A 17311-nucleotide genomic window follows, 5' to 3' on the forward strand; every position below is an offset into this window, starting at 1 on the left:
CCTGTCAGTGCCGGGCGTGCAGGCCTGATATGCGCCGGATGTGCGAAAGCACAATGTCACCGGTCACAATGCCGGAGAAGCCGCCTCCCGGGCCCTCCGGCGAATGAAGCGCTCAGTCGAGCGCCTCGATGCGGATCATCTTCGGCTCGCCGGACAGATGCCCGTCCTTGGACACCATCTCCAGCGCCTTGCGGACGGCCGCCTCGGTGGTCTCGTGGGTGACCAGCACGACCGGCGCGATCGACGCGTCGGCGGTCTCGTCGCGCCGCCGCTGGACGATCGATTCCAGCGAGATCTTGCTCTCGGCCATGCGCCGCGCGATCGAGGCGAAGGCACCGACCCGGTCGAGCACCGACAGGCGAATGTAGTAGCCGCCCTCATGGGCGCGCATGCGGGCCCGCTTGTAGGGCGCCAGATTGGCCGCCGGCATGCCGAGCGTCGGCCGCAGGGTGCCGCCGGCCACATCCATGACGTCCGACAGCACCGCCGAGGCAGTCGCGTCGCCGCCGGCACCCGGGCCGGCCAGCAGGATCGAGCCGAGGAGGTCGCTGTCGACCGCCACCGCATTGGTCACGCCGTCGACCCGCGCCAGGGCGGAATCGGCCGGGATCATCGCCGGATGGACGCGCTGCTCGATGCCGGTATCGGTGCGCATGGCGACGGCGAGCAGCTTGATCCGGTAGCCGAGCTCGGCCGCCGCGGCGATGTCGTCGTTGGTCACCGCCTCGATGCCCTCGATGAACACCGATTCCAGGTCCAGCTCGCAGCCGAAGGCGAGCGATGTGAGGATCGCCAGCTTGTGGGCGGCGTCGAAGCCGCCGATGTCGAAGGTCGGGTCGGCTTCCGCATAGCCGAGACGCTGGGCGTCGGCGAGGCAGGCGTCGAAGGCGATCCCCTCCTTCTCCATGCGGGTCAGCATGTAGTTGCAGGTGCCGTTGAGGATGCCGTAGACGCGGCTGACATCGTTGCCGACGAGCGCCTCGCGCATGGTCTTGACGATCGGGATGCCGCCGGCGACCGCCGCCTCGAACAGGATCTCGGTCTTCTTGCGGGCCGCCAGCCGCGCCAGGGTCACGCCGTGATGGGCGAGCAGCGCCTTGTTGGCGGTCACCACCGGCAGGCCGCGGTTCAGCGCCGCCTTCACAGAATCCAGCGCCGGGCCTTCCGAACCGCCGATCAGCTCGACGAAGACGTCGATGTCGGCTTCCGCCGCCAGCTTCACCGGATCGTCGAACCAGGCGAGGCCGGAACTGTCGAAGCCGCGGTCGCGGCTGCGGTCGCGGGCGCAGACGGCGGTGGTGCGGATCGCACGGCCGGCCTTGTTGGCCAGCGCCTCGGCCCTGGTCTCGATCAGCCGGGCAAGGCTCGCGCCGACCGTTCCAAGCCCGGCAATGCCGAGCCGCAATGGGCTGTTCATGACGTCCCTGTCGATGTTTGCGTCGAAATAGCCGGCGAGGTCAGGAGCCGGCGCCGATGGGTTCGACCTTCTGCCCGGCTTCGGCGCCGGTGGCAAGAAAGCGCTTGATGTTGCGGGCCGCCTGGCGAATGCGGTGCTCGTTCTCGACCAGCGCGATGCGCACATGGCTGTCGCCGTGCTCGCCGAAGCCGATGCCCGGCGCGACGGCCACATCCGCCTTCTCGATCAGGAGCTTGGAGAATTCCAAGGAGCCCATGTGGCGGTAGGCTTCGGGCAGCGGCGCCCAGGCGAACATGGTCGAGGACGGCGACGGCACGTTCCAGCCGGCGCGGCCGAACGAATCGACCAGCACGTCGCGGCGGCGGCGATAGATGGTCCGCACCTCCTCGATCGCCTCGTCGCCGGCGTTCAGCGCCGCGGTCGCCGCGACCTGGATCGGCGTGAAGGCGCCGTAGTCGAGATAGGACTTCACCCGCGCCAGCGCCGCCAGCAGCCGCTCGTTGCCGACGGCAAAGCCCATCCGCCAGCCCGGCATGGAGAAGGTCTTTGACATGGAGGTGAACTCCACCGCCACGTCCATCGCGCCCTCCACCTCGAGGATCGAGGGCGGCGGCGAGCCGTCGAAGAAGATCTCGGCATAGGCCAGATCCGACAGGACGACGATCTCGTGCTTGCGCGCGAAGGCGACGATCTCGCGATAGAAGTCGATATCGGCCTCGAAAGCGGTCGGATTGGCCGGGTAGTTCAGGATGATGGCGATCGGCTTGGGGATCGAGTAGCGCACCGCCCGGTCGATGGCGACGAGGAAGTCGTCGTCCGGCTTGGCCGGGATCGCGCGGATCGTGCCGCCCGACATGATGAAGCCGAAGGCATGGATCGGATAGGTCGGGTTCGGGCACAGCACCACGTCGCCGGGCGCGGTGATGGCCTGCGCCATGTTGGCGAAGCCTTCCTTCGAGCCGAGCGTCGCCACCACCTGGGTGTTGGGGTTCAGCGTCACGCCGAAGCGGCGGGCGTAATAGGCCGCCTGCGCCTTGCGCAGCCCGGCGATGCCCTTGGAGGCCGAATAGCGGTGGGTGCGCGGATCGCGGATCGCCTCGCACATCTTGTCGACGATGAATTTCGGCGTCGGCAGATCGGGATTGCCCATCCCCAGATCGACGATGTCCGCGCCGCCGGCACGGGCCGTCGCCTTCAGGCGGTTGACCTCCTCGAAGACATAAGGCGGAAGCCGGCGGATCTTGTGAAATTCTTCCATGATATTCGGTCCTCGGCGCAATGCCGGTCGGGGATTGGGCCGGTCGTCGGGTGGGCCGGTCGCGGAAATTTAAGTCGGCGGAAGGCCTGTTACTGCCCGGCCTCGATCTGGCGCAAGACTTCCTCGGGCGTCGGCCCGGTGCGCGCCGGCCGGTTGCCGGTGGCGTCGCGCGGCGTCGGCTCGGTGGCCAGCACCGCTTCCATCTCCGCGGCCTGCTGCTGGCGCACCGACTGGGCGCGCTGGATCTTGCCGTCGAAGCCGCTCGGCTGCGCCGCCGCGCTGGCATGCTGGCCGGCCGTGGCGGCGAGCCGGGCCTGCTCGGCCTGCACCTCGGCATCGGTCAGCTGCTCGGCGGCGCGGCCTGGATAGGCACCGAGCAGCGGATAGCCGTCCGCGTCGGTCCGCTGCGAACTCGGCACGTCCGGCGAGGCCGCGAGCCGCAGGGCACCGACGGACGTGTTCTCCGACTGACAGGCGGCGGCCGGCAGCAGCGCCAGCACGATCGCGAACGGACGGATAACGGAAAGCGGAAGCATAGCCATCAGGCCTTCTTGAAACAGCGTCACACCTCATATCCTAGAGGTCGGGCTTTGACAAAAGCTTGGGTGCCCGATTGTGGCGGGAGCCGATCCTCGACACAATGGCCGGGCACCTCGGGCCAGACTGGGAACCAGCACGCCCGTACCGCATGGGAGGATGCCGCATGACGACGACCAAGCAACCGAACGACGCCGGGCCGCAAAACGGCGCCGGTCCCGACCCGGACTTCGTCGTCAAGGATCCGGAAGCCTTCGCGCGCAACATGGCGCATGTGCTGGAAGAGGTCGGCAAGGCGGCCTCGGCCTGGGTGGGCCCGCGCGAACGCGGCGAGATCGTCGAGGACAATCCGGTGTCGCTGGGCGAGATCGTCCAGACCCTGTCGAAGGTGTCCGAATACTGGCTGACCGACCCGACCCGGGCGGTGGAAGCCCAGACCGCGCTTTTCTCCAACTACATGAATGTCTGGAACAACTCGATCCGGCGCATGGCCGGCGAGGCGCCGGTCAATCCGGTCGAGACGCCCAAGGGCGACAAGCGCTTTGCCGACAAGCAGTGGAGCGAGCACCTGTTCTTCGACTTCGTGAAGCAGGTCTACATCCTGACGACGCGCTGGGCCGACGATCTCCTGGAGCGCACCGAGGGCCTCGATCCGCATACGCGCCACAAGGCGGAATTCTATCTCAGGCAGGTGAGCAACGCCCTGTCGCCGTCGAATTTCGTCCTGACCAATCCCGAGCTCTACCGCGAGACGGTCGCCTCCAACGGCGAGAACCTGGTGCGCGGCATGAAGATGTTCGCCGAGGACATGCAGGCCGGCGGCGGCACGCTGCGCCTGCGCCAGTCCGACGCCTCGACCTTCAAGGTCGGCCGCGACATGGCGCTGACCCCCGGCAAGGTGGTCGCCCAGAACGACGTGTGCCAGATCATCCAGTACGCGCCGCAGACCGAGACCGTGTTCAAGCGGCCGCTGCTGATCGTGCCGCCCTGGATCAACAAGTTCTACATCCTCGACCTGAAGCCGGAGAAATCCTTCATCAACTGGCTGGTCGGCCAGGGCCATACGGTCTTCGTCATCTCCTGGGTCAATCCCGACGACCGGCAGGCGATGAAGGACTGGCAGGCCTATATCGAGGAAGGCATCGTCTTCGGCCTCGACACGGTCGAGGCCGCCACCAATCAGAAAGAGGTTAACACGATCGGCTATTGCGTCGGCGGCACGCTGCTCGGCGCGTCCCTCGCCTATCTGAAGGCGACTGGCGATACGCGGATCGCCTCGACCACCTTCCTGACCACCCAGATCGACTTCACCCATGCCGGCGATCTGAAGGTCTTCGTCGACGAGCCGCAGCTCCAGACGCTGGAGCGGGCAATGGAGAAGAAGGGCTATCTGGAAGGCTCGCAGATGGCGACGGCCTTCAACCTCCTGCGCTCGGGCGATCTGATCTGGCCCTATTTCGTCAACAACTACCTGCGCGGCAAGGAACCCCTGCCCTTCGACCTGCTCTACTGGAACGCCGATTCCACCCGCATGCCGAAGGCGAACCATCTGTTCTACCTGCGCAATTGCTATCTGGAGAACCGGCTGTCGCGCGGCGAGATGGAGATCGGCGGCCACCGGTTGGACCTCTCGCAGGTCGATATCCCGATCTACAATCTGGCGACCAAGGAAGACCACATCGCCCCGGCCCGCAGCGTCTTCACCGGCTGCCGGGCCTTCGGCTCGAACGTCACCTATGTCCTGTCCGGCTCGGGCCATATCGCCGGCGTCGTCAATCCGCCCGAGAAGAACAAGTACCAGTACTGGACGGGCCCGGCCCCCAAGGAGGTCGACACATACGAGGACTGGCTGCTGGCGGCGAAGGAGACGCCCGGCTCCTGGTGGCCGCACTGGCAGGAATGGATCGCGCCGCTGTCCGGCACCAAGGTCAAGGCGCGCAAGCCCGGCGGCCGCAAGCTGAAGCCGATCGAGGATGCGCCCGGCAGCTACGTGCAGATCAAGGCCTGAGGCTATGATCGAATACAGTTAGCGTTGGATCAAAAGTGGGTATGCCCTGAATATATTCTTGCCCCGGCGCCCCTCGGTCGGGCGTGGGGGCCTTGTATAACGTGCCCTCAGCTCGTCGACAGCTTGCGTTCGGTCTTCAAGGATACGAGCTGAACCTATTGAGCGATCGTCTGATCGCCACCGTTTTGTTCGCGCCGAACGCTTAATAACAGCGGCGACCTTAACGAGTTTTCCTTGATTTGATGCGCTTTCTTGCTTCAATCGTTGTGACATTTTCCTTTCGCGATGTAACGATGGCTTCGCGCGTTCAGTCGTGTGTTCAATGCGGTCGCCTCTCCCAATTTGGTCTAGGGACAATGTATCCATTGAGTGCGGCAAGCGGTTAGGTAGGATCATTACTGCCCCTCTAAGTACCCACCCTTCACGCCGCATTGCTGCGTAATCCTCGTAGTCAAGGATGTTTATATTAACCGACCGAACCATCACGCCCCCTCCCACCTGCATTCATTTCGATCTCACACCATTTCAGCCAATGGCGCAAAACCAAGTGGCAACAGGGAGAGGTGTTCTCTCGAATTGACGCCGGCCGACCGCCGCCGCTATCGGCAGCCATGGTCAGCTTCCCCTCTCCGCTCATCCCGGCGCGCCTCGTCCTGCGCTACAAGCGCTTCCTCGCCGATGTGGTGATCGACGGCGAGAGCGAGCCCGTCACCGTCCACTGCCCGAATCCCGGCGCGATGATGGGGCTGAAGGCGGAGGGCTCGCGGGTCTGGCTGTCGCGCTCGACCAATCTGAAGCGCAAGCTGCCGCTGACCCTGGAGATCGTCGAGGCCGACGGCACGCTGGTCGGCATAAACACCGCCCTGCCGAACCGTCTCGCCGAAGAGGCCATCGCCGCCGGGCTGGTGCCGCCGCTGGCCGGTCTCGGCACGGCCCGCCGCGAGGTGAACTACGGCCGCCGGTCGCGCGTCGACCTGCTCTACCAGGCGCCGGACGGCCAGCCGATCTATGTCGAGGTCAAGAACGTCCACCTGATGCGCCGGCCGGGGCTGGCCGAATTTCCCGACTGCGTGACCACCCGCGGGGCCCGCCATCTCGACGAACTCGGCGACCGCGTGGCGGCCGGCGACAGGGCGATGATGCTCTACATCGTCCAGCGCGGCGACTGCGACCGGGTGGCCTTCGCCGCCGATCTCGACCCGGCCTATGCCGCGGCATTCGCCCTCGCCCGCGAACGAGGGGTTGAAGCCCATGCCGTTCGGTGCGACATCAATCTGTCAGATATCCGACCCACGACCATCCTTCCGATCGTCGACAGCGCGCGCCAGCCATGACCACCTATCTCGAAGCCGAAGCGAATCCGACCCGCAACACGGGGGCGATCCGTCTCTATGACGAAGCGGCCTTCGCCGGCATGCGCAAGGCCTGCCAGCTCACGGCCCGCTGCCTCGACGGGCTGGCCGGCATCGTCGAGCCGGGCGTGACGACGGATGCGATCGATCGCTACGTGATGGAGTTCGGCCTCGCCAACGACGCGGTGCCCGCGACGCTGAACTATCGCGGCTACACCAAGAGCGTCTGCACCTCGATCAACCACGTGGTCTGTCACGGCATTCCCAACGACAAGGCGCTGAAGGAAGGCGACATCGTCAATATCGACGTCACCTTCATCGTCGATGGCTGGCATGGCGATTCCTCGCGCATGTACCCGGTCGGCCGGGTCAAGCGCGCCGCCGAACGGCTGTGCGACGTGACCTACCGCTCGCTGATGATCGGCATCGAGGCGGTGCGGCCGGGCGGCCATATCGGCGACATCGGCGAGGCGATCCAGACCTATGCCGAATCCGAGCGCTGCTCGGTGGTCCGCGATTTCTGCGGCCATGGCGTCGGCAAGCTGTTCCACGACGCGCCGAACATCCTGCATTACGGCCGCCGCGGCGAAGGCGCCGAGATACGCCCCGGCATGATCTTCACCATCGAGCCGATGATCAATATCGGCCGTCCGCATGTGAAGATCCTCTCCGACGGCTGGACCGCCGTGACCCGCGACCGGTCGCTGTCCGCCCAGTACGAGCACACGGTCGGCGTCACCGAAACCGGCTGCGAGGTGTTCACCCTGTCGCCGGGTGGCTTCGACACGCCGGGCCTGACGGTCGAGCCGCTGACCGCCGCCGCGGCCAGCTAGTTCCGGCACGATGACCGCCGCGGCCTCCGACGACGAACCGGTAATGACCGGTCTTCAGGAGGCCGGCGCGCCGTCGGGCGGACGCTCACGCAAATCTCAAGACGCGGCGAAGACCGACCATCATCTCGGCCATCGCGACCGGCTGCGCGCCCGCTTCACTGATGCCGGCGCCGATGCCCTCGCCGATTACGAACTGCTCGAACTCGTCCTCTTCCGCACCATTCCGCGCCGCGACGTCAAGCCGATCGCCAAGGCGCTGATCGCCCGCTTCGGCTCGCTGGGCGAAGTACTGAACGCGCCGCCGCGGCGGCTGACCGAGGTGCCGGGCGTCAAGGACAGCGTCGCGCGCGACATCGCCATCGTCGCGGCGATCAACCAGCGGGCCATGCGCTCGGCCGTCAGGCAGCGCGAGGTGCTGTCGTCCTGGTCGGCGGTGCTCGACTATTGCAAGGCCGCCATGGCCTACGAGACCCGCGAGCAGTTCCGCATCCTGTTTCTCGACAAGAAGAACGCCCTGATCGCCGACGAGGTGCAGGGCACCGGCACTGTCGACCACACGCCGGTCTACACCCGCGAAGTCGTCAAGCGCGCGCTGGAACTGTCGGCCACCGCCATCATCCTCGTCCACAACCACCCGTCGGGCGACCCGACCCCGTCACGGGCCGACATCGAGATGACCCGCACCATCATCGACACGGCAAAGCCGCTCGGCATCGCCGTCCACGACCACATCATCATCGGCAAGAACGGCCATGCCAGCCTGAAGGGCCTGCGCCTGATCTGAGGATGAGAGACACCGGCCCGCCGCAGCCTCGTCCGGCAGCGGCGATGCCAGGCGCGCCTTCGCTCAGTGCAGGTGACCGCCATCCTTGACCAGCCGGATCTCGCGCGGCCGGATCAGGCCGGCATGCATGACCCGGACGGAGTGGATCGCCGCCTCGATCTCGCGGTCCCAATGGTCAAGGAAGCGCTTCAGGCGCGGATAGCTCGGGGCCATGTCCTCGAACTGCCAGGAAAAGCTCTGCAGGAAATCCGGGTGGTCCGGCATCCGGTAGAGAACTTCGGCGGTCGTCAGGCCGAAGCCCTTGAGCATGTTCTCGAACTGGGGATCGACGTTGCGGGTGTGCATCGGCAAGCTCCTTGGCTGTGCCGGCCGGCATGAACCGGCACCTGGATGCTCTGCCTCTATGGTTAACGCTTCGTTAAAGCCTGGCAAGCCGATCGCGCATCCGTGACCCGCAAACCGAACCTTGCGGCGACTTGCCCGCCCCCCGGTCAGCCGCGCGCGACGCGCAGGGTCGAACGCCCGCCATCGATGCCGATGACCTGCCCGGTGATCCAGGACCCGGCATCGGTGAGCAGGATCTCGCCCATCGCCGCGATGTCGTCGGGCCGGCCGAGACGCGGCAGCGGATGCATCTTCGCCACCGCCTCGGCCATCTTCTCGCTCGATGCGACGCGCTTGCCGAGCGGACTGTCGACCAGCGACGGCGCAATGGCGTTGACCCGGATCTGCGGCGCGAACTCGGCCGCAAGCGAGCGGGTCAGGCCGACGACGGCGCCCTTGGCCATGGCGATCGAGGCATGGGCGGCAAAGCCCTGATCCACCGCGACGGTGGAGAACAGGAGGACGCTCGCCCCGTCCGGCGCCTTCTGCAATGCCGGAAGCGACGCCTGAATCGCTTTCGCAGCACCCAGCGCGTTCAGGTTGAAATCGTTAAGGAAGTCCTCGCCCTTCAATCTGGAGAAGGGCTTCAGATTGATCGTGCCGACCGCGTAAACCAGCCCGTCGAGGATCTCCCCCGCCGCCTCGGCCGCTGTTGCGATGGCGTTGTCGTCGGTGACGTCGCAGGTCACCGTCTGCGCCCCGATCTCGCCGGCCAGCGCCTGCAGTTCCTGGTCGTTGCGGCCGGCAAGGACAAGGTCGTGTCCGGCCGTCGCCAGGCGCCGGGCGATGGCTTCGCCGATGCCGCCATTGCCGCCATAGATGAGATATCTGCCCATGATCGTGCCGGCCTTCCCTGATTGCGTCGAGACCGGCAGATGCGGCCGCAGGCCGAACGATCAACTGCGACGCGATGGCGCGCCGAGGCGGCATGTCAGCCGGAGACGATCGCCCCGCCCGCCGCGCGCATCGCTTCCGGCGTATCGACATCGACGCTGGCCGCCGCGCCGATCTCCACCGTGACCAAAACGTCCGGATGCGCCGCGATCACCGATTGCGCGCCGACATCGCCGGCAATCGCCGCGATCTCGTCGGCAAAGCCAGCGGAGAGAAACACCGGGTTGCGCCGCTTGCCACCATCCGCGGCGGCGACGATCGCGCCTCTGCCCTCGGGCGCGAAGGCGGCGATCAGCCGGTCGAGATCGGCGGGCTCGAGTTGCGGCTGGTCGGCGAGCATGACGAGCACGCCATCCGCTCCCGCCGCCACGGCCTCCGCAAAGCCCGCCTTCAGCGACGTTGAAAGGCCGTCCGCATAGGCGGGGTTCTCGATGATCGACACGTCGAGCCCGGCGAGCGCCGCGCCGATCTCTGCGCGCATGTGGCCAACGACGACGCGGACATGGCGGGCCCTTGAGGCGAGCGCGGTCTCGGCGGAGCGGCGCACCAGCGGCACGCCGTCGAAGGTGGCAAGCAGCTTGTTCGGTCCGCCCATACGGCTGGACCGGCCCGCAGCGAGTATCACCACGTCGACGACCGGCCGGGCATCATCCGGCATCTGCTGGGCCTCGCGTCTCGCTTTCCTTCGGCAGCGCCTCGCGCGGCTGCGGACGCGAGGCGATCTCCATCAGGAGGCCGCCGACGCCCATGCGCCTGATGTCCTCGCCCGACACCGCAAGATCGGCCAGCAGGCGATTCAAAACCCAGTCGAATCCATTTTCCTTGGGACTGCGGGCGCAGCCCGGCGCACCCAGCACCGGACGCCCCTCCAGCCGGCCGAGCAGCAGGAGATTGCCGGGATCGACCGGCATGCCGAGATGGTCGACGGCGCCGCCGGCCGCCACGATCGCCGCCGGGATCACGTCGCCGGCGTCGATCACCGCCGAGGCGCCGAAGACCAGCGTGATGTCGGCGGGCCCGAGCCGTTCGAGCGCCTCCCTGAGCGCCGCCGTGTCGTGGGCGCAGCGGATCTCCTCGCCGATCGTCGAGCCGGAGAGCGCCAGCCGCGCCTCCGTCGCCCGCCGCGTCTTGTCGAGGACGCTCGGCTTGACGCCCGGCAGTTCGGTCTGGATCAGCGCCACGCGCCGCGCCGCAAAGGGCGCCAGCCGGAAGGCCGCCCTCTCCGCGACGAGCTGCACCGCCCTGTCGACGGCCGCGCCGGGGACGGCGAGCGGGATGATCTTCACCGTTGCCACCATCTGGCCGGCATCGACCGGGGCATGTTCGGCCAGCGTCGCCAGCGTGATGCCCGGGTCGATGGCGTTCAGCGCATCGACGACGCCGCGATCCGGCAGGAACAGCCCGGCGGGCTCGGCGAAGAGATTGACCCGCCCGGTGGCGGCGGCCCCGGCCCGCACGCCGGCGTCGGCCAATGCCGCACCGATCGCCGCCGCGGCCTCGTCCTCGGTCAGGTCGCCCAGCTCCAGCCGCGCCGCGACCACCGTCGCGATCCCGGCCTCGCGCAGCCGCGAAATATCGTCGGCCGACAGCCGCGTGCCCTTCTTCAACCGGCCGCGGTCGAGCGCCTTGGAATGGGCGAGGATCGCGCCCTCGGCATCGGCAAGGGCGACCTCCCCGAAGATCATGCGGCCTCGGTCTCGCCCCGGCGATCGGCGAACATCTTGCGCTTGCGGAAGGCCTCGACGACCGAGGCCATGATGGCGACGGCGATCTCGCCCGGCGTGGCGGCACCGATATCGGCACCGATCGGCGCCTCGATCCGCTCGATCAGATGCGGCGCGATGCCGGCCTCCACCAGCCGGTCGACGCGTTTGGCATGGGTCTTCCGGCTGCCCAGCGCACCGATATAGAAGCAGCCGGCCTTCAGCGCCGCGATCAGCGGATAATCGTCGATCTTCGGATCATGGGTGATCACGCAGACCGCGGTATAGGCGTCGAGCGGACGGTCCCTCAGGACGTCCTCGGGCCATTCGGCGTGGAGCGCGATGCCGGGAAAGCGCTCCGGCGTGGCGAAGGCGGTGCGCGGATCGATGATCTCGATGTCGTAGCCAGCCAGCCGCGCGATCGGAGCCAGCGCCTGGCTGATATGGACGGCGCCGATCACCACGAGGCGGGCCGGCGGCAGATGGGCGTTCAGAAACGCCTCGCCGTCGCCGGTCTGGACGATCCCCGACTTGCCGGAGCGGATCACCCGGCCGATCTCTTCGGCCAGCGGATCGGTCGCCACCTCGGCCTCGCGCACCAGCCGCTGGGTGCCGGTGGAGAGCTCCGTGACGACGACCGCGGCCCGCCGGGCCTCGCGCTCGGCGTTGAGTTCAGAAAGAAGCGCGCGGTCCATCAGTTCACCCGTTCGACATAGACCCGGATCCGGCCGCCGCAGGACAGCCCGACGCGCCAGGCGGTCTCGTCGGCCACGCCGAATTCCAGCATGCGCGGCACGCCGGCCTCGATCACGTCCACGGCTTCGGCGACCACCGCCCCCTCGACGCAGCCGCCGGAGACCGAGCCCTCGAAATTGCCCTCGGCATCGATCACCAGATGGCTGCCGGTCGGACGCGGCGCCGAGCCCCAGGTCTCCACGACGGTGGCCAGCGCGAGGCTGCGCCCCTCTCCTGCCCAGGCTTCCGCGGTCTTCAGGACGTCGAATTCGGGTTGGCTCATCTTGCGTCTTCCTTCAAGCATCCTGCCGGTCCGCCTGCGGCTCAGGCCGCCGCGGCTGCGCGATCGGCCGCTGCAATCCAGCGGCGCGGATCGGTGTTGCGGTCACCACCCTCCGACAAGGCCGCGCAAAGCGCGCTCATCGCCTCCAGCGAGTGCACCGCGCGGAACTCGTCGACATGCGGCAGCATGGCCCGCACGCCCTTCGCCCGGGCCGAAAAACCGTCGAACCGCAGCAGCGGGTTCAACCATATCAGCCGCCGGCTGGATTTATGCAGCCGTTCCATCTGTTGCGAGAGGTCGTCGACACTGTCGCGTTCCAGCCCGTCGGTGATCAGGATCGTCACGGCGCCCTGCGTCAGCACCCGGCGCGACCAGACCCGGTTGAACTCGGCCAGCGCCTCGCCGATCCGCGTGCCGCCGGACCAGTCGCGCACTGCGCCCGCGCAATCGGCCAGCGCCTCGTCGGGGTCCTTGTGGCGCATCTGCCGGGTCACGTTCGTCAGCCGCGTGCCGAACAGGAAAGTATGAACGCCCCGCCGCTGCTCGGTCAAAGCATGCAGGAAATGCAGGAAGATCCGGCTGTACTGGCTCATGGAACCGGAGATGTCGGCCAGCACCACCAGCGGCGGATGCACCTCGCGCGGCGAACGGAACTTCGGCAGGACGAGATCGCCGCCGGTGCGCATCGAGGCGCGCATCATCGCCCGCGGATCAATCTTGGCGCCGCGCGGATCGCTGCGGAAGCGCCGCGTACGCACCCGGTCCTGCGGCAGCCGCAAGGCGGCGATGGCCCGCTTGGCCTCCTCGACCTCGGCGACGCTCATCTGGGCGAAGTCCTTCTGGCGCAGCACCTCGTTGCCCGAGACGGTGAGGCTCGCGTCGATCTCGATCTCCGGCTTTTCCTGCTTCGTCACCCGCTCCTTGGCGCCCTCGAACATCGCCTCGGCGGCGCGGTCCTCGCCGGCGCGCTTCTTCTCCGGCTTGGACGGCCGCGGCGGCGCGGTCGGCGAGAACATCGCGATCATCTTCTCGATGAGTTCGCGCGAGCGCCAGAACAGCCGGAACGCCTCGTTGAAGACGGCGTCGTCCTCGTGCCGAGAAACCAGCACGGCATTCAGCGTCCAGTAAAAATCGTCGCGCGAGGACAGGCCCGCCGCCTTCACCGCCGCAATGGCGTCCAGCGTGGCCGACGGACCGAGCTTCAGCCCGGCCTTGCGCAACGCGCGGGCGAAATAGGCGATGTTGTCGGCCAGCCGGCCCTCGGGGTCGGCAACGGCCGGTGCGCCATCCTCCGGGTCCGAATCCGCCATGGCGTCAGGACGCCTTCGCCAGTTCGCGCTTCACCTCGGTCAGGATCTCGCGGCTTTCGCCCCGCTCCATGCGCTGGATGTCGTCCTGGTATTTCAGCAGCACGCCGAGCGTATCGGAGACATGGGCCGGGTCGAGGGCGATGGCGTTCAGCTCTGTCAGGGCATTGGCCCAGTCGATGGTCTCGGCGACGCCCGGCGCCTTGAACAGGTCGATGCCGCGCAGCCGCTGGACGAAGGCGACGAGTTCCGCCGACAGCTCGGCATTGGCCCGCGGCGCCTTGCGGCGCACGATGTCGAGCTCGCGGTCCGAGGCCGGATAGTCGACCCAGTGATAGAGGCAGCGGCGCTTCAGCGCGTCGTGGATCTCGCGGGTGCGGTTGGTGGTGATGATGACGATCGGCGGTTCGGCAGCGCGGATGGTGCCGAGCTCGGGGATGGTCACCTGGTTGTCGGACAGGATTTCCAAGAGGAACGCCTCGAAGGCCTCGTCGGTCCGGTCGAGCTCGTCGATCAGGAGCACCGGCGCGCGGCCGGGCTCGCCCTCCAGCGCCTGCAGGATCGGCCGGCGGATCAGGAAGCGTTCGGAGAAGATCTCCGAGCGCATGGCGTCGCGGGAAATGTCGCCCGAGGCCTCGCGCATGCGGATCTCGATCATCTGCGCGGCGTAGTTCCACTCGTAGAGCGCCGAGGAGACATCGAGCCCCTCGTAGCATTGCAGGCGGATCAGCGGCCGGTCGAGGGCGGCGGCCAGCACCTTGGCGATCTCGGTCTTGCCGACGCCGGCCTCGCCTTCCAGGAACAGCGGCCGGCCCATCTTCAGCGCGAGGAACAGCACCGTCGCCAGCGCCCGGTCCGCCACGTAGTTCTGGCTGTCGAGCAGCTGTTCGGTCTCGTCGATGGATGCCGGCAATGAATGTGTCACGTCGCTTCCTTCAAGCAGATGGCGTCGTCGGCCGGCTCGCGGCCGCTCAGAGGTGGCGGTAGGCCCGGTCGAGATAGACCAGCGACGCCGCCCTTGGATTGGTGCGAACCGCCACGACCTCGCCGATCAGCACACGGTGGGTGGCGACGACGCTCGCCTCGATCAGCCGGCAGTCGAAGCTTGCCAGTGCCGATGTGAGGACGGGCGCGCCGGTCTGCAGCGTGTCCCACTCGGCCTTGGCGAACCGCTCTTCGGGCGCCAGCTGGCCCTCGCCGGCAAAGGCCCGGGCCACAGGCTCGTCGGCGGCGGCGACCAGATTGACGGCGAAATTGCCATTGGCCTCGAAGCGGTCGTTCTCCGGGCTCGACATGTTGAGGCACACCAGCAGCGTTGCCGGCGAATCGGAGACCGAGCAGGCGGAAGAGACCGTCAGGCCCCGCTGGCCGGCCGGCCCGTCGGTGGTCACCAGATGTACCGCCGCCGCAAAGCGGCTCATCGCGTCGCGGAAGCTGTCGCGGTCGATTGTCGAAGTCGTCAGCAAACCATCGTCCATACATTGCGGGAGCGAATCCCGGAGCTTTGCGGGTAAACATAGGGCGCGCGGATCGGTTTCGCACGGGGGCGCGCCGCAATCCCGCCGGCAACGCACTGTCCTTAACGGTGGGCACGCCTGCCGGCCGGCGAAAGCCGATTCCGCTCGGCTGCCCGCTGCTGTAGGCTTGCCCGCATGACCATGCTGCAGTTCCGTCCCGGCCCCTCCCGCCCCGCCGCCTTCCTTGCCATCATGGCCGTCGCCGGCCTCTGGTCCGCTTCCCCGGCGGCCGCCCAGACGGCCGATTACACGACCGCAGGGACGCCGGTCCTTCTCGGCGTCGCCGCGCCGCTGAGCGACAGCCAGGCGATTCTCGGCAGCCAGCTTGTCGCCGGTGCGCGGGCCGCCGCCGGCACCGTTGACCAAGGCGCCGGCATCGAAATCGTCGAGGCCGACACGAAATGCTCGACCGAGGGCGGGCGGCAGGCCGCCGAGACCTTCGTCGCGATGAACGCGACCGCCGTGGTGGGCTTTCTCTGCGCCGAGGCGATCGAGGCGGCGCTGCCCGTGCTGACCGAGGCCGGCATTCCGGTGATCGATGTCGGCGTGCGGGCCAACCGCCTGACCGACCGGCGCGAGCGCACCGGACATCTCGTCTGGCGCATCGCGCCGCGCTCCGATGCCGAGGCCGCGGCGATCGCCCGGACCCTGACCGATCGCTGGGCGGGCGAGCCGCTGGGCCTGATCGACGACGGCTCCATCGCCGCGCGCGGCCTTGCCGACACGGTGCGCCGGCTCCTCGGCGACCGCGGCATCGACCCCCAGAGCGTCGACAATTACCGCCCGGCCGAGGAGAAGCAGTTCGGTCTGGTGCGCCGGCTGGAACGCACGGGCATCAGCCGCTTCTTCATCGCCGGCAACCGGCCGGACGTGGCGATCATCATCCGCGACGCGGCCGCCAACGGTCTGGCGCTGCAGGTGATCGGCGGCGAGGAACTGCTCGACGAGACCAGCGTCGACGCGCCGCTGCCCGAGGGCGTCATCGCCGTCGCACCGCGCACCAGCTTTCCCGAACTGGCATCCGCCGACGACGCAAATGCGGACCTGCCGCCGCAGGGTTATTTCGGCCCGGCCTTCGCCGCGACAGAGATTGCCGTGACGGCCGCCCACCGCGCCGCCGAGACCGGCCGCCCCCTACCCGACATCCTGAACGCCGACAGCTTCCCGACGCGTCTCGGCGAGATCGGCTTCGACGCCAAGGGGGATTCCGACCTCGATCTCTACCGGGTGTTCGAATGGCGCGGCGGCCGCTTCGCCGAAGCCGGCGGGAGCTGAGACCCTGTCCGGCGTCTGGCGTCCAGGACCGCGCAACAGCCTCACCGACGTCGCGGGTGTGCGCGTCGGCCATGGCGGTGAGGAGGCCCTGAAAAGCGGCTCAACGGCGGTGCTGTTCGACCGGCCGGCGGTCGCCTCCGTCGCCGTTCTCGGCGGCGCACCGGGCACCCGCGAGACTGATCTGCTGGCGCCCGAAAACACCGTTGCCGGCATCGACGCGCTGGTGCTGTCGGGCGGCTCCGCCTTCGGCCTCGATGCCGCCTCGGGAGTGCAGGCCTTCCTCCGGGAGACGGGCCGCGGCTTTGCCGTCGGCGACGTGCGCGTACCGATCGTGCCGGCGGCGATCCTGTTCGACCTCGTCAATGGCGGCGACAAACATGCTGGCTGGGACCGCTATCCGCCCTATCGCGAATTCGGATACGCCGCGGCCAGCACCGCGTCCGCCGACTTCGCCATCGGCACGGCCGGCGCCGGCATCGGCTGCACCACCGCGACCTTCAAGGGCGGCCTCGGCACCGCCTCGACGCTCCTGCCGAGCGGCATCACCGTCGCGGCCCTCGTCGCCGTCAACGCGGTCGGCTCCCCCACCATCGGCACCGGCCGGCATTTCTGGGCGGCCCCCTTCGAGATGGCGGACGAGTTCGGCGGGCTCGGCCTGCCCATGCCCCTGCCGGCGGATGCGGCCACCGTTCGCACCAAGCTCGATCCGCGCCCCGGCACCAACACCACGATCGGGATCGTGGTCACCGACGCCGTGCTCGACAAGGCGGCGGCCAAACGCCTCGCAATCGCCGGGCAGGACGGCTTCGCGAGAGCAATCTGGCCCGCCCATACCGATTTCGACGGCGACCTGGTCTTTGCCGCCGCCACCGGCACCAGCGGCATCGCGCCTGTCCCCATCGATCGGATGGAACTCGCCGCCGCAGCGGCGGCGACCATGGCGCGCGCCATCGCCCGGGGCGTATCGGCGGCCCGTGCGACAGCCTATGATCGGCTGCCGGTCTGGTCGACGGCCTAGGCGGAC

Annotated in this window: 16 protein-coding genes and 1 pseudogene; 6 read left to right on the forward strand and 11 right to left on the reverse strand. The window is 68.2% G+C overall.

Going from position 1 to position 17311, the window contains the following annotated elements; translation table 11 throughout:
- Positions 1-112 precede the first annotated feature (112 nt).
- The 3 genes from H9Q09_RS13615 to H9Q09_RS13625 all read right to left on the reverse strand — a co-directional run bounded on the left by H9Q09_RS13615 (position 113) and on the right by H9Q09_RS13625 (position 3217).
- Positions 113-1417 carry a homoserine dehydrogenase gene (locus tag H9Q09_RS13615; RefSeq protein WP_187391486.1) on the reverse strand — a complete coding sequence of 435 codons (1305 nt, stop codon included), beginning with the start codon at positions 1415-1417 and terminating at the stop codon, positions 113-115.
- A gap of 40 nt (positions 1418-1457) precedes the next feature.
- Positions 1458-2675: an LL-diaminopimelate aminotransferase gene (locus H9Q09_RS13620; protein WP_187391487.1), complete on the reverse strand. Its 1218-nt coding sequence runs from the start codon at positions 2673-2675 to the stop codon at positions 1458-1460.
- An 89-nt stretch (positions 2676-2764) separates the two neighbouring features.
- Positions 2765-3217: a hypothetical protein gene (locus tag H9Q09_RS13625; RefSeq protein WP_187391488.1), complete on the reverse strand. Its 453-nt coding sequence runs from the start codon at positions 3215-3217 to the stop codon at positions 2765-2767.
- A 161-nt stretch (positions 3218-3378) separates the two neighbouring features.
- On the opposite strand from H9Q09_RS13625, the gene phaC reads away from it, so the two are divergent.
- The 4 genes from phaC to radC all read left to right on the forward strand — a co-directional run bounded on the left by phaC (position 3379) and on the right by radC (position 8189).
- Entirely contained in the window at positions 3379-5220 is a 1842-nt protein-coding gene (gene phaC / locus H9Q09_RS13630; protein WP_246716142.1) for a class I poly(R)-hydroxyalkanoic acid synthase, read from the forward strand.
- 611 nt (positions 5221-5831) lie between these two features.
- On the forward strand, positions 5832-6554 hold the full coding sequence (gene sfsA, locus H9Q09_RS13635; RefSeq protein ID WP_024348572.1) for a DNA/RNA nuclease SfsA: 723 nt from the start codon (positions 5832-5834) through the stop codon (positions 6552-6554).
- Positions 6551-7405 carry a type I methionyl aminopeptidase gene (gene map, locus H9Q09_RS13640; protein WP_024348573.1) on the forward strand — a complete coding sequence of 285 codons (855 nt, stop codon included), beginning with the start codon at positions 6551-6553 and terminating at the stop codon, positions 7403-7405. Before sfsA ends, map begins: the two co-directional genes overlap by 4 nt.
- A gap of 43 nt (positions 7406-7448) precedes the next feature.
- Complete coding sequence (radC, locus tag H9Q09_RS13645) at positions 7449-8189, forward strand: DNA repair protein RadC (protein ID WP_246716143.1); 741 nt, start codon at positions 7449-7451, stop codon at positions 8187-8189.
- 63 nt (positions 8190-8252) lie between these two features.
- Here the strand turns inward: radC and H9Q09_RS13650 are convergent, their stop codons facing one another.
- From H9Q09_RS13650 to H9Q09_RS13685, 8 genes and pseudogenes are all read right to left on the reverse strand, one after another.
- Positions 8253-8534 carry a hypothetical protein gene (locus H9Q09_RS13650; RefSeq protein ID WP_051141474.1) on the reverse strand — a complete coding sequence of 94 codons (282 nt, stop codon included), beginning with the start codon at positions 8532-8534 and terminating at the stop codon, positions 8253-8255.
- A gap of 146 nt (positions 8535-8680) precedes the next feature.
- Positions 8681-9409 carry an SDR family oxidoreductase gene (locus H9Q09_RS13655; RefSeq protein ID WP_187391492.1) on the reverse strand — a complete coding sequence of 243 codons (729 nt, stop codon included), beginning with the start codon at positions 9407-9409 and terminating at the stop codon, positions 8681-8683.
- Between the two features lie 95 nt (positions 9410-9504).
- Positions 9505-11152, reverse strand: a pseudogene (locus H9Q09_RS13660) (molybdopterin-binding/glycosyltransferase family 2 protein).
- On the reverse strand, positions 11149-11865 hold the full coding sequence (locus H9Q09_RS13665) for an XdhC family protein (protein ID WP_187391493.1): 717 nt from the start codon (positions 11863-11865) through the stop codon (positions 11149-11151). Before H9Q09_RS13665 ends, H9Q09_RS13660 begins: the two are co-directional and overlap by 4 nt.
- Entirely contained in the window at positions 11865-12188 is a 324-nt protein-coding gene (locus tag H9Q09_RS13670) for an XdhC family protein (protein ID WP_187391494.1), read from the reverse strand. Before H9Q09_RS13670 ends, H9Q09_RS13665 begins: the two co-directional genes overlap by 1 nt.
- Before the next feature lie 41 nt (positions 12189-12229).
- Positions 12230-13498 carry a VWA domain-containing protein gene (locus H9Q09_RS13675; protein WP_187391495.1) on the reverse strand — a complete coding sequence of 423 codons (1269 nt, stop codon included), beginning with the start codon at positions 13496-13498 and terminating at the stop codon, positions 12230-12232.
- A gap of 4 nt (positions 13499-13502) precedes the next feature.
- On the reverse strand, positions 13503-14420 hold the full coding sequence (locus H9Q09_RS13680; protein ID WP_187391496.1) for a MoxR family ATPase: 918 nt from the start codon (positions 14418-14420) through the stop codon (positions 13503-13505).
- A 46-nt stretch (positions 14421-14466) separates the two neighbouring features.
- Positions 14467-14961, reverse strand: coding sequence for a flavin reductase (locus H9Q09_RS13685; RefSeq protein WP_338083199.1), 495 nt, complete (start codon positions 14959-14961; stop codon positions 14467-14469).
- Positions 14962-15147: 186 nt separating this feature from the next.
- On the opposite strand from H9Q09_RS13685, the gene H9Q09_RS13690 reads away from it, so the two are divergent.
- Together H9Q09_RS13690 and H9Q09_RS13695 are read left to right on the forward strand one after the other, a co-directional pair.
- Positions 15148-16287 (forward strand): branched-chain amino acid ABC transporter substrate-binding protein, encoded by a 1140-nt coding sequence (locus H9Q09_RS13690; protein ID WP_187391498.1) that lies wholly within the window; start codon positions 15148-15150, stop codon positions 16285-16287.
- 4 nt (positions 16288-16291) lie between these two features.
- Positions 16292-17305 carry a P1 family peptidase gene (locus H9Q09_RS13695; RefSeq protein ID WP_187391558.1) on the forward strand — a complete coding sequence of 338 codons (1014 nt, stop codon included), beginning with the start codon at positions 16292-16294 and terminating at the stop codon, positions 17303-17305.
- The last annotated feature ends 6 nt before the right edge of the window (positions 17306-17311 follow it).

Source organism: Aurantimonas sp. DM33-3 (assembly GCF_014334315.1).
Lineage (GTDB): Bacteria > Pseudomonadota > Alphaproteobacteria > Rhizobiales > Rhizobiaceae > Aurantimonas > Aurantimonas coralicida.